General features: G+C 60.9%; 14 protein-coding genes. 7 read left to right on the top strand and 7 right to left on the bottom strand.

Going from position 1 to position 12,228, the window contains the following annotated elements; translation table 11 throughout:
* The 5 genes from CWO89_RS31745 to CWO89_RS31725 all read left to right on the top strand — a co-directional run.
* The coding region (locus CWO89_RS31745) for a TonB-dependent receptor domain-containing protein (RefSeq protein WP_130582451.1) at positions 1-409 on the top strand (409 nt) is incomplete at its 5' end.
* A gap of 10 nt (positions 410-419) precedes the next feature.
* Positions 420-1,148 (top strand): cobalt ABC transporter substrate-binding protein, encoded by a 729-nt coding sequence (locus CWO89_RS31740; protein WP_130582450.1) that lies wholly within the window; start codon positions 420-422, stop codon positions 1,146-1,148.
* A complete protein-coding gene (locus tag CWO89_RS31735; RefSeq protein ID WP_130582449.1) occupies positions 1,145-1,426 on the top strand; it encodes a DUF3649 domain-containing protein in 282 nt (93 codons plus the stop codon). Before CWO89_RS31740 ends, CWO89_RS31735 begins: the two co-directional genes overlap by 4 nt.
* Positions 1,427-1,491: 65 nt before the next feature.
* Positions 1,492-3,069: a PepSY-associated TM helix domain-containing protein gene (locus CWO89_RS31730; protein ID WP_130582453.1), complete on the top strand. Its 1,578-nt coding sequence runs from the start codon at positions 1,492-1,494 to the stop codon at positions 3,067-3,069.
* The gene (locus CWO89_RS31725; RefSeq protein WP_130582448.1) at positions 3,066-3,356 is read left to right on the top strand and encodes a DUF3325 domain-containing protein; all 291 of its coding nucleotides are present in this window, start codon (positions 3,066-3,068) and stop codon (positions 3,354-3,356) included. The genes CWO89_RS31730 and CWO89_RS31725 overlap by 4 nt, the downstream gene beginning before the upstream one ends.
* On the opposite strand, the gene CWO89_RS31720 is transcribed toward CWO89_RS31725, so the two are convergent.
* From CWO89_RS31720 to CWO89_RS31705, 4 genes are all read right to left on the bottom strand, one after another.
* Complete coding sequence (locus CWO89_RS31720) at positions 3,353-4,648, bottom strand: alpha/beta fold hydrolase (RefSeq protein ID WP_207234614.1); 1,296 nt, start codon at positions 4,646-4,648, stop codon at positions 3,353-3,355. The genes CWO89_RS31725 and CWO89_RS31720 overlap by 4 nt on opposite strands.
* A 218-nt stretch (positions 4,649-4,866) precedes the next feature.
* Positions 4,867-5,487, bottom strand: a complete 621-nt coding sequence (locus tag CWO89_RS31715) for a DUF8737 domain-containing protein (protein ID WP_130582447.1) — start codon at positions 5,485-5,487, stop codon at positions 4,867-4,869.
* A gap of 143 nt (positions 5,488-5,630) precedes the next feature.
* Entirely contained in the window at positions 5,631-5,993 is a 363-nt protein-coding gene (locus CWO89_RS31710) for a MarR family winged helix-turn-helix transcriptional regulator (protein WP_130582446.1), read from the bottom strand.
* Positions 5,994-6,002: 9 nt separating this feature from the next.
* A complete protein-coding gene (locus CWO89_RS31705) occupies positions 6,003-7,097 on the bottom strand; it encodes an NmrA family NAD(P)-binding protein (RefSeq protein WP_130582445.1) in 1,095 nt (364 codons plus the stop codon).
* A gap of 311 nt (positions 7,098-7,408) precedes the next feature.
* Between CWO89_RS31705 and CWO89_RS31700 the strand changes: the two genes are divergently transcribed.
* The gene (locus CWO89_RS31700) at positions 7,409-8,062 is read left to right on the top strand and encodes a winged helix-turn-helix transcriptional regulator (RefSeq protein WP_130582444.1); all 654 of its coding nucleotides are present in this window, start codon (positions 7,409-7,411) and stop codon (positions 8,060-8,062) included.
* Positions 8,063-8,139: 77 nt separating this feature from the next.
* On the opposite strand, the gene CWO89_RS31695 is transcribed toward CWO89_RS31700, so the two are convergent.
* The 3 genes from CWO89_RS31695 to trhA form a co-directional block, all read right to left on the bottom strand.
* Positions 8,140-9,093 (bottom strand): alpha/beta fold hydrolase, encoded by a 954-nt coding sequence (locus CWO89_RS31695; RefSeq protein WP_130582443.1) that lies wholly within the window; start codon positions 9,091-9,093, stop codon positions 8,140-8,142.
* A 251-nt stretch (positions 9,094-9,344) separates the two neighbouring features.
* On the bottom strand, positions 9,345-10,139 hold the full coding sequence (locus tag CWO89_RS31690) for an SDR family oxidoreductase (RefSeq protein ID WP_130582442.1): 795 nt from the start codon (positions 10,137-10,139) through the stop codon (positions 9,345-9,347).
* Between the two features lie 31 nt (positions 10,140-10,170).
* Entirely contained in the window at positions 10,171-10,866 is a 696-nt protein-coding gene (trhA, locus tag CWO89_RS31685) for a PAQR family membrane homeostasis protein TrhA (protein WP_130582441.1), read from the bottom strand.
* 215 nt (positions 10,867-11,081) lie between these two features.
* Between trhA and CWO89_RS31680 the strand changes: the two genes are divergently transcribed.
* On the top strand, positions 11,082-12,228 hold a 1,147-nt coding region (locus CWO89_RS31680), incomplete at its 3' end, for a YcjX family GTP-binding protein (RefSeq protein WP_130582440.1).

Here is a 12,228-nt window from a genome sequence, read left to right as displayed (position 1 = left end):
CCTGTTGCTGCCTGGCCTGCGCGGTATGGCCAGCGCAACCTTCCTGCGTCCGGAACTGACCAACCCGACCAATCCTTTGGAGCGCGGCAACGACGCCCAAGGCGTGCCGGACAAGACATTCTCCGCCAGCCTCGACTGGGATACTCCCTGGATCCCGGGCCTCTCGCTCAACGGGCGGGTGATCTATACGTCGGGCGCCTATCTCACCAGCGCCAATCTCCTGCGGTTCCCCGATTGGACTCGTGTCGACATCGGCGCGCGTTACGCGACTTCGATCGACGGCCGGCCTGTCACGATACGCGCCAACATCGAAAACGTGACCGGCGAGAACTACTGGCTCACGACCGGCACATTCGTGACGGTGGGGTCACCTCGAACCTACATCGTATCCGCGGCATTCGACTTCTAAGGTGCTTGTCATGACAAAGTCCTTCATCGCCGTAGTTGCCCTGCTTGGCGTGATAACGCCCGTGCAGGCGCATCAGATCTGGATCGAACAGCCCGAAGGGCAGAATGCCGTCGTTCGCTTCGGCGAGTTCGGCGAGAACCTTCGTGAAGCATCACCGGGGTTGCTCGACAAGTTCGCCAAGGTGACCGGTAGGCTCATCTCCACCAAGGGCGAGCAGAAGTCCGACGCCACGAAGACCGCAAACGGCTTCACGCTGCCATTTTCCGCGGCTTCCGGCGACGGCATCGTCGCGGAGGATGCGAGCTACCCGCTCTATATTTGGAAGCAACAAGACAAAGAGGTCACGAACTGGTTCTATCCTGCCGCACGCTTCATCACCAGCTTTGCCGCGCAGCAGCCCAAGCTCGTACTGGACCTCGTGCCTACCGGCAAGGAAGGCCAGTTCAAGCTCTTCTTCAAGGATCAGCCCAAAGCCAAGACCAAGGTAACGCTGGTAACAGAATCGGGCTGGTCCAAGGAAGCTCACACCGACGAGCAGGGCCTCGTGAAGTTCGATATGCCTTGGAAAGGCACTTACGTCGCTGAAGTCAGCTTCAACGATCGCAGCCCCGGCGAGCGCACGGGGACCAACGCCGCTGAGAAGTATGATGCCGTGAGCTATGCCACCACCGTGACCTATGTGAATGCCAACGGCTTGACACCAATTCCTGCGGGCCCGCCGGCTACTCCGGGCAAATGAACGCCCTGATACATCGCCTTCGCGCCACGGGCCCGCTCATCTCGCGCATCGTCGCCGCCCTGTTCGGCGGCTATGCCGTGGCCGCGCTCAGCAGCGTCGCCGTGCTCGCTTTGCCCATGACCAAGCCCCAGGCCGTGCTCACCGGCATGCTGGCGAGCTTTGCCATCTACGCCGGCGCCGTGATCTGGGTCTTTGCCGTGCGCAGCGCGCTGAAGGCCTGGGCCGGCCTGATCGTCGTGGCCGTGCCGCTGTCGCTGGCGGCGTGGTCGGTTTCCTGACGAGGGGCCGACGCGTGAAGACGGACAACGATGTGCAAGTGGCTGGCCGCGGCATCCGGCAAAGCATGTCCAGCCTGCATACGTGGGCTGGCCTTCTGCTCGGCTGGATTCTCTATGCCATGTTCCTCACTGGGACAGTGTCCTATTTCAAGGACGAGCTGTCGCAATGGATGCGACCGGAGCTGCCGCGTCTGTCCCAGATTCCCGATCAGGCGGTGGTGGCGCAGCGAATTGCAGACGAACTCAGCGACATCGCGCCCGGGACCTCGCAGTGGAGCATACGCCTGCCCGACGCGCGCAATAACAGTGTCTACGCCTTCTGGCGTACACCCGCAGGCAATCCGGGCGGGCGCGGCTTCGGCGAAGCCAATTTCGATCCCGCCACCGGCCAGAGGGTCACCTCACGCGGCACGCTGGGCGGTGAGTTCTTCTACCGTTTCCACTTCCAATTCCACTACATGCCTGTGGTGTGGGGCAGATGGCTTGCGGGTGCGGCCGCAATGTTCATGCTCGTGGCCATTGTGAGCGGCGTCATCACCCATAAGAAGATTTTCGTCGATTTCTTCACCTTCCGCTGGGGCAAAGGACAGCGCTCCTGGCTGGACGCTCACAACGCCTTTTCGGTGTTCGGGCTGCCGTTCCATTTCATGATCACTTACACTGGATTGGTGACCATGATGGCGCTGTACATGCCCTGGGGCGAGCGCGTGGCGTTCAAGAACCCGGCGGAGCAACAGCAACTCAACGCCGAACTCAGTGCCTTCATCCAGCCGGGCAAACCCAGCGGGCAGAAAGTGCCGCTGGCATCGGTCGAGGACATGGTGCGGCAGGCACAGGAACGCTGGGGCCGGGATAATGTCGGGCGCGTCAATGCGGTTCATCCCGGAGACGCGGCAGCGCGTGTGGCTGTGACGCGCGGAGAAGCGGGCCGCGTTTCCATGAGTCCGCAATATATGGAGTTCGAAGGCACCACCGGCAAATTGCTGGCGGTCCGCGAGGATGTGGGGGCTGCGGCCGAAACCCGAGGCGTCCTCTATGCGCTCCACTTGGGACGCTTCGGCGACACCGTCACGCGATGGCTGTATTTTCTTGTGAGCTTCATGGGTACGGCCATGGTCGGTTCTGGCCTCGTGATGTGGACCGTGAAGCGGCGACAGAAGCTGCCAGATCCGGATCGTCCCTATTTTGGTTTCCGTCTTGTGGAGCGGCTGAACATCGCGAGCATCGCCGGCTTGTCGATCGCAATGACTGCATTCTTGTGGGCCAATCGCCTGCTGCCACACCCGTTGGAAGGCCGCGCCAACTGGGAGATTGACCTGTTCTTCATCGTCTGGGCCTTCACACTGCTGCATGCCTTGGTGCGTCCCGCCAAGTCAGCCTGGGTCGAGCAATTATGGGCGGCATCGGCGCTGCTGTTTCTCTTGCCGGTCCTCAACGCCGTGACGACGCAGCGTCCGCTGTGGCACAGCCTGGCCGAAGGCGACTGGGTCTTCGCCGGTGTGGATATCATGTGCTGGGCCCTCGCTGCGCTCCATGCGGTCCTGGCGATACGCACGGCTCGGCAGGAGACCAGATCTCAGTTCAGGCGCAAGACAAGCCGCGAGGCTCCGACCGCCGTTGCGTCCGGCGGGGCAGCAGGATGAGTCATCTCCTTTCCTTTGCGCTGTGCCTCACAGGGTTCACCGCGCTGGCGTTCGCCACGAATCGCCAGCAGCGCGATATCTTCGGCAGGCTCCTGCGGCCAAGCACGACATATGTCCATCGCATGGTCAGCGCATGCGCCCTGGTTTTTGCGCTCGGCATTCTCGTCGCTCGGCAGGGCTGGAGCCTCGGCCTCGTGATGTTCAGCGGTCATGCCACTATAGCTGCCGGTATCGTGTTTTGTGCGCTGATCGGACGTGCGAGGACGTTTGGCCGCAAATTGCTCTAGTTGCTCGCCCGAGACGGCGTATCGCCAAGCCACTGCATGAACTCGGCGACATGCTGGGCCCATAGGTCGGGCCGTGTCATGGTGAAATGGCCTGGTGATGACGGGGTTCCTGCTTGAACTGCGTAACGGCCGCGTTCGAGCTTCGGAACCGACTTTTCGAGAACCTGCAGTTCGTCGGGATTGAACTCGTCGTCGGAAAAATTGAGTGCGAAGAGCTTCGTCTTGATTTTGGAAAGCTCAGGCTCAGGATCGTAGCTGAATGATGATTTGAGCGAATAAAGGATATCGTTTGCGTCGACGTGCTCCGCTGTGAGACGGTTGGCGCTCAGGAATTTATCGACCGCGGGGCCGTCAGGCACTTCGTGCTGAAGAGCGGAAGCGCTGTCGATCATCAATCGCAGAATGTTGTACCCCATGATCCAACCGCGCGGGGTCTCCGCATAGTCCCCGTTTTTCCATTCTGGATCGGCACGGATCGCATCGACCACCATGCGCCTCCAGAGCAGGTTGCGGCCCGAAACTGGGATCGGCAGCGAGACCACCGGCATCACGCCGTCCATCATGTCGGGATAGGCCTCGGCCCATTGCCAGGCGTTCATTCCGCCCATGGACATGCCGAGAATAGCGTGAAGATGTTTGATGCCCAGTGTTTCCGTCACCACCTTGTGCTGGAGGTCGACGATGTCGCTGTAATCGTAGTTCGGGAATTTCGCTTTCAACCCGTCACTCGGCTTGCTGGATTGGCCGTGGCCGACACTGTCCGGAAAGATCAGGTAGTAACGTTGCGCGTCAAGCGGACGACCAGGATCAAAGAGCGCCTTCGCGTAGGTCGGGCTCAGCAACGCGCGGCTGTCTGCCCCGGTCCAATGCAGGACAAGGACCGCATTGTCGATCTCGCCCTTGGCGTTGCGGTGCGGTGTGCCCAGAGTCGAATAATGAATCTTGAGGCGCGCCAGCGTCTCTCCGTCACGGAACTGATAGTTGTCAAACCAGGCGTCGGCTTGCACGGCGGCGGGATTCACACGCTGGTCCCAAGGTGAAGCCGGCTCGCCGGCGGCCGCGGCAGATCGCGAACTCGATTGAGCAAATCCCGCGCCTGAAAGCATCGTTCCAGAAAGCAGGAGACCGAGCAGCAGGCTGGCTGCTGCGCGACCACGTTGAGACCTCATGACGAATTCCCTGTTGTTGGCGATGATTGGACTGCCTTGCGTAGTATCGTGTGGACCACGCGCGCTATTGCAGCGGCGAAGATGTTCTGTTCGGGATCTTCGAAGCTTCGATTTGACTTTCAAGGTCCGTGACCCGACGCGCAACGTCGCTGCATGGGTCGAAGTTCAGTGCTTCATCAAACCGCAGAATGCCTTGCCATAGCCGTCTAAAGAAGCTTGTCTCAGCAGTCGGATCCTGCGTTGCTCGAGCCTTCACCTTTGAGTTGCTCATCTCTTTTCCTTTCACGACTTCGTGGATTGTCTGCCCGCGGTGTTTTCGCGCGGTCAATGTGTTGTCTCTGTCATGTCTGGATAGCGGCGCGCTTCACTTCGCTCCCTGAGCCACGACGCAGCAGGTCAAATGCCATGATGTGGCTCGCACCCGAAATGCCGACGCCGTAGAGCGGGATCAGCGCCATGGGCAGCGTCTGGATGCCGGACATGCGGGGGTCGTTGAGGAGGAAGAAGATCAACCCCGTACCGACCGCCACGACAAAATCAGCAAAGCCGAAGATGTGGAGGGCCAAGTACCGGTTGCGACTCTCGGGCAGCAGTAAAACGCCGAGGGCCAAGAACCCCGTGATGAGGTCGCCCCACCCCGCGTTTCGAACAAAGGTTTCCGGGAGAAGGTTGTGCGCCCCATACCAGAAAAAAACCAGCGCGGCGGCGATGCGCCAGATATGAAATGCCGTTATCGACCGTAGACCCATGGCTTCGATGTATGCACGGAAGCCATCGGACATTGCGTAGACAATAACAGGCACCACAATCCCCAGGACGATGATGGCGCCTAGAAACAGCGTGGGAATGGCACGAAAGAAGCCTGCCTCGGAGGCAAAGGCAACCGCCAATCCCCAGATGGCCAGCACCACCAGCAAGACGCGCGTCCCGCGGCGTTTGCGGAGCTCAAGTTCTCGATCCATGACCTATCTCCACTTAGGTGTAGTTACACGTATTTAACTACAAAAATGCGTGACGCTTTTCCCGCTCCTCAGGCTGACAAAACATCCAGAGCCGGCCTGAGCTCGTCCCAACGATTGGGGCCTATGCGGCGGTTGCTTTCTTTCTAGGCCTTTCGCCAAAGAGGCACCGCTTGTTTCAGGAGTACCCGGCCTTTGGCCGTCAGCGTCAGACTACGGATACGACGATCTCGCGCGTCTGGCTGGATCGCAACGAGCTTCAGGGTTTCGATCGGCTTCAAGTTGCGAGTGAGCGTCGTGCGATCCATACCGAGCAGATCGGCCATGTCGCTGATCGGCACCGGCTCGTTGCGCCTTAACGCGGACAGGATTGTGAACTGTCCGGACGTGATGCCGATGCGCTTGAACATCGCGTCGTATCTTCGCGATGTGGCGCGAGCGGCCCGGTTCAGGCCGAGGCACACGCAAGCCCCGTAGAAATCCGTCGCTGTAAGATCGTCCTGTTTCATCTGTTCACCCTACAGCATCCCCTTCCTCTTATCCTCAGTCAGCTTCAGAAGCGACGGTGACTTGTACAGGTTTTCCGGTTGAACTCTTTCCCAAAGGCTCCCCTTCCCAAGTTCCCTTCCCAACTGATCTTCCCGCCGAAGCCACTGTTCGACACTCCTGATCCGATTGGGGTGAATTTCATCCAACAACCCGTAATCCCTCTGAACGACTCCGTATTTCCAGACGTTCCAGAACCCGGTGAAGTTATCCCGGAAACTCATGGTGCTTTTGTCATTGGGATCTGCGTTGTATCCAGCAGGCAGGTCGGCAGCCGCCTTGAGCGGGCCATCCCAGTACGCGTCCAAGTCCGTGTCTATGTATTGAGCCGGATGCCCGGTCACCTTCTCGAACGCCGCAGCAAGTTTCTGATACTCAACATGCTCGATGGCGACTTCGAGATTCATGCCGTTCGCACGCTCCGGGTTGTCAAAAAGCCAGCGGGCATAATAGCCACAATCATCAAGAGCAACGTGCGGCACGGCTCCGTTGCCAAGCGGAACTCGCCACGTCACGACACCATCCTCCACAGAAGGAGTCATGGGCGTCATCGCCGAGATCGCCATCTCCATGTATGGACCAGTGGTGAACACCGCCGCGCCCATCCTGTCTTTGTTCACTTGGTTTTGAAACAAAATCCATTCGCCCATGCGGCCCTTGCCGTCATAGTGACCCGTGCGGAATTTGGAATCATAACCAGACTTCTTGAGCGCGTAGTCCAGATTTCCATAGACGAAGAACTTGATCCCTTCTTCCACGGCTATCTCGTAGCTGCGGATTGCCCAATAGGTCTCGGCCTTCTCGCCGGTGTTGAACCCATCGATATTGACGTATGCCCCGTCGCAACCGCGGAATCCTTCCCGCAGCGTGGCTTCGTCCGCGAACGTTCCCTCGAGGATGGACACGTTGCCGAGTGCGAGAACGGCATTTGCCCGTCGGGAGGCAGGGTCGCGGCTAAGGGCTCGGACGGAATATTTCTTGTCAGCGACCAGGGCGCCGATGACGGGCAAGCCCTGAGCGCCCGTGCCGCCGATGACGAAGATCTTGGAGGTGCTGTGCGTGGGCATGGTTATCTCCACAGGTTTGCATGAACGGGTCGTCCGGATGCTCGCGGATGACCCTGTCCTTTTGCGCCGATTGGCAGCGGCGTCGCGGCCGGCCAACGGGTGCCTCGCCCGGTGATCGCGCGGTTTCGCCGTCATTCGAAACGGCGGCACTCATCACTACACATTAACTCTTGTAATAAGAGTGACTGCGAAAAGCAAGAAAGTTCGGCTCGTCTCACGCTTCGTTGAATTTGTCGCGTTACCGACCTAAGTTGGCTCTTATGATGAGAGCTGCGCGACGATTCTCCTCGCGCAACTCGTGGAAATGGCAAATGCGCTCGAAGGGTTTCGACGGAATGGTGTGCTCGATCGCCGGCGTGATGGCGGTGATCGGCGATCGTTGGGGTCTGCTGATCCTGCGCGACCTCGTCTTCGGTCTCAACCGATACGAGGACTTTCGCCATTCGTCTGGCGTGACCAATGCGACGCTGAGCGACCGGCTGAAACACCTGGAGGCCAATGGCCTGATCGAGCGGCGGCGCTATCAGGTAAATCCAGAACGATTTGGATATCTGTTGACCCAAAAGGGCTGGCAAATCGCTTCCGTGATGCCGGTGCTCGCGCAGATCGGGGATCGCTGCGACGTCTCTGGCGCTTCAGCGCCGCCGCTGAAGTTTGTGAATCGAAAAACCGGGGCCGACGTCGGGTGGAGTTTCATCGACAAGAACACTGGCGAGCAGCTAAGCGCCCTGGATCTCGCAATCAAAGAAGGCCCCGGTGCAGACGATTTGGTTCGCTGGCGGCTGTCCCACGCCGAGCGCGGCCGTCACAAGCATAAGGTCGACGACGGCGTCGTCTCGCCAAGCGGCACGCCGCCTCTACAAGAGGCGAAGCTCAGGGCGCGCGCGGCTCGTAAAGGTATTGAAGAAGAAAAGCTCACTCGGAGGGTGAAGAAGAAGCCCACGCAGACGAAGGCGCGACGATAGAGGGCACGGATATTGGCCCTTAACCGAAAATCTCCGCCCACGCGGGGTCCCATGGACCTCACTTACTCTCCGTACCCTTAAGGCCCGTCGAGGAACCGCTCCAATGCTGCGTTGGTTTCGGCCGGCGCTTCCTGCTGCACCCAGTGGCCGATGCCTGGGAGGATGACCGATCCGCGAAAGTCGGTGCAGCCAATCCCGGGGTTCGCATAGAGATCCATGCCGGGGATGAACGCGCGAACCGCGTCGCGCTCGCCGGCCACAAAATACGATGGCTGCGTCACGGGCTTTTCGGCGAACTCCGCCAGGTCCTGAAAATCGATGCCCTGCGCGCGGTAGCGGTTGAGCGGCCCGCGCAAGCCGCCGGCGCGAAATGCGTCGACATAGACCTGCAAGTCCTTCTCGCTCATCCAATCCGGAAACGGCTGCGGATCGATCATCCCGTCGAGCAGTTTCGCATCCACCGGCTTATGGTCGAGCCACTTGTTGAGCGGGGCGTTACCTGAGATGGCGAAATAGAGTTTTCGCAGGGCGACAGGGATGTCGGCCTCGAGCTCTTTCTCAGCCACGCCTTCGTCCTGGAAATAGAGCTGATAGAAGAAGCGGTCCTTGTAGACGGCCTTGAACATGTCGAGAAGCGGCGCAGGTCGTCTGGGGATATACGGGACGCTCAACCCGGCGACCGCCGTCACCTTGTTCGGGTAGAGCAGCGCGGTATTCCAAACCATCGGCGCGCCCCAATCGTGGCCGAACAGGATCGCCTTGCCGTCACCCAATTGATCGATCACGGCGGCGATATCTGAGGCCAGATTGCGAATGCTGTAGGCGGCAATCTCCTGCGGCTTGGAGCTCTGCCCGTAGCCGCGCACATCAAGCGCCGCCACCTTGTAGCCCCGCTCGGAGAAATAACCGATCTGGTGACGCCATGAGTACCAGAGCTCGGGAAACCCGTGAACGCAGACGATCAGGGGGCCGCGGCCGGCGACGGCCACATTGAGGTTGATCGATCCGTTCCGCACCGTGACGAAATCCATGACGTCCTCGCAAATTTCCGTTTTCGCTCTACTCAACTCCCGCGTGGATGCCCGGGTCAAGCCGGGCGTGGCTACATCTGTAACCGTGGAAAGACCTCATCCAAACAGAAGGATCGTGCGGAGTGCGCCGTTCTTTCCACGTCATTGCGAGGAGCGAAGCGACGAAGCAATCCATTTCACCGCTTGTGGAGGCGTGGATTGCTTCGTCGCTTCGCTCCTCGCAATGACGGTGGGGATTGCACCGCCTGCGCCTATTTCCCGTGCTCTTCGCGCATCTTGGCCTGGATCTTGGCCATGCCGCCGATCCAGCGGTCGTAGTTCTCGGTCTTCTTGCGCATGTAGCCGAGCACCTGCGCGTGCGGCAGGATCAGGAAGGTTTCCTGCTCGATGCCACGCAATGCGTCCTGCGCAACCTGTTCTGCCGTGAGGTCGCCGTCGCCGGATTGCGGGCCCTTCGGGATCGAGCGCAGCATGTTGGTGTCGACGCCCTGCGGGCAGAGAATCGAGACCTTGATGCCGTCGGCGCGATGGGAGATCGCGAGGTTTTCGGCGAAGCCGACCGCCGCATGCTTGGTGGTGGAATAAGCTGGGCTGCCGACCTGCGACAACAGACCGGCCGCGGAAATCGTGTTGAGGAAATAGCCGCCGCCGCGCGTCTTCATGCGCGGGATCAGATGCCGCGCGGCATAGACATGGGCCATCACATGAATCGCCCAGCTCCGTGCCCAGGGCTCGTCCGAGGTGCCGCCCGCATTCACGGAGAGCGGATCGAAGCCGCCGCCAATGCCGGCATTGGAGCAGAACAGCGCGATCGGGCCGAACATTCGCTCGGTCGCCTCGATCACATGCAGGACATTCTTCTCCTGCCCGACATCGCATTTGAACGCCGCGCCGCCCACTGAGGCCGCGACCTTCTCAGCGGCCGCATGGTCGAGATCAACCACCACCACCTTCGCGGCACCCGCGCGATGGAACGCCTCGCACAGCGCCTTGCCGATGCCATTGCCGCCGCCGGTGACGACCACGACTTTTTCTGCCACCTGCATGGCCCCCTCCCGATGTGTGTTTGTCAGCGCCTCAGCTCGCGAGCACGAGGTCGAGGATCGCCGTATAATGGCAGGCCGCGCCAAGCAAGACAAAACAGTGCCAGATCGCGTTCTGGAAGCGCAGCCGCTGCCACGCGTGGAATACCACACCGAGACTGTACAAGACGCCGCCCGCGACCACGAACCACAGCGCCATCGCCGGCAGCACCTTCACCACCGCATCATAGAGCATCGCCCCGCTCCAGCCCATGGCAAGATAGAGCCCGACCGACAGGCGGTCGAAGCGGCCCGGCAGCGTCAGTTTCAGCACGATGCCGACGATCGCGACGCACCAGACGCCGATCAGGAGCGCTAGCGCAAAATAGCTCTCCCTCAATTCCATGATGAAGGGCGTATAGGTCGCGGCGATCAGGACATAGATCGCCGAATGGTCGAACCGACGCAACACCCATTTGGCGCGCGACACCGGCCAGAGATTATAGGTCGCCGACAGCACCAGCATGGCCAAGAGGCCCGCGACATAGACCGAGACCACCGCGACATCGCCCGGCGTCGCGTAGATGGCGGTCAGCACGATCAGCACGGTGGCGGCGATCAAGCCGAAACAGATGCCGACGACATGGACGATGCCGTCGGCGATCAGTTCGGCGCGATCGTAGTTCCAGATCACGGCACCGGCCGCATGGAACGAATTGGAGGCGAGTTGCTTCAGTCGGAATATCGTCATGACCAGTTGGCGCGCATCGGTAGAAGCGAGGGGACATCGGCGTTGGGAGGTTAGCCGATCTACTATCCCATCGTCGTGGCTGTTTTTTGAACCGGCGATGAACGGCGCCGCCCTGACCTGCCTGACGAAGTGCTTGATTTTGGCCCATCAATTGCCATTTTGCGGATAATTGTTCGCCCATTGCCCTCCTCCCGCCCGGGTTGCTCCTCGCCTGCATGGCCCTCAATCTCACCGATATCGTCGAGGAAGCGCGTCTGTCGGCGCGGGCGCTCTGGGATTATGGCGACAGCTTCTTCAACCCGACCGTTCGGCTCGGCGTCACCGGACTGTCGCGCGCCGGCAAGACGGTGTTCATCACGGCGCTGATCCATGGATTAACCCGCGGCGGCCGCTTTCCCGTCTTCGAGGCCTATGCCTCGGGCCGGATCGCACGCGCCCGTCTGGAGCCGCAGCCCGACGATGCGGTGCCGCGCTTCGACTACGAGAACCATGTCCGCACCCTCGTCGAGGAACGGCGCTGGCCGAACTCGACCACTGATATCAGCGAGCTTCGCCTCGTCATCGACTACCAGCGGCAAAATGGCGCGGACCGCACGCTCACCCTCGATATCGTCGACTATCCCGGCGAGTGGCTGCTCGACCTGCCGCTGCTCAGCAAGAGTTTCGAGCAATGGTCGACTGAGAGCCTCGCGTTGTCACGCGAGCCGCTGCGCGCCGAACTCGCCGCGCCCTGGCATCAGCATCTGAAGACGCTCGATGCCGAAGGCCGCGAGGACGAGCAGGCGGCGCTTAAGGCAGCGAAACTCTTCACCGACTATTTGCGCGCCTGCCGCGACGAACGCTTTGCCATGAGCTTGTTGCCGCCCGGCCGCTTCCTGATGCCGGGCGGCCTCGCCGGCTCACCGGCGCTGACCTTTGCGCCGCTCGAAGTTCCCACAGGCGGCACCGCGCCCGACGGCTCGCTATGGGCGATGATGCGGCGGCGCTATGAGGCCTACAAGGACGTCGTGGTCCGCCCATTCTTCCGCGATCATTTTGCGCGCCTCGATCGCCAGATCGTGCTGGTCGATGCGCTCGCCGCCTTCAATGCCGGGCCCGAGGCGCTGCACGATCTCGAAGCCGCGCTTGCCGGCATCCTGGATTGCTTCCGCATCGGCCGCAGCACGATCCTGAGTGCGCTGTTCCGGCCGCGGATCGACCGTATCCTGTTTGCAGCGACCAAGGCCGATCATCTGCATCACCAGAGCCATGACCGGCTGGAAGCGATCCTGCGGCGGACGGTGGCGAAGGCCGCCGACCGCGCCGAATTTGCCGGGGCCGCGATCGACGTGGTGGCGCTCGCCGCGGTGCGCGCGACCCGCG

The organism is Bradyrhizobium sp. Leo170, from assembly GCF_004296405.1.
Lineage (GTDB): Bacteria > Pseudomonadota > Alphaproteobacteria > Rhizobiales > Xanthobacteraceae > Bradyrhizobium.
This window is presented reverse-complemented; position numbering and strand designations above follow the sequence as displayed.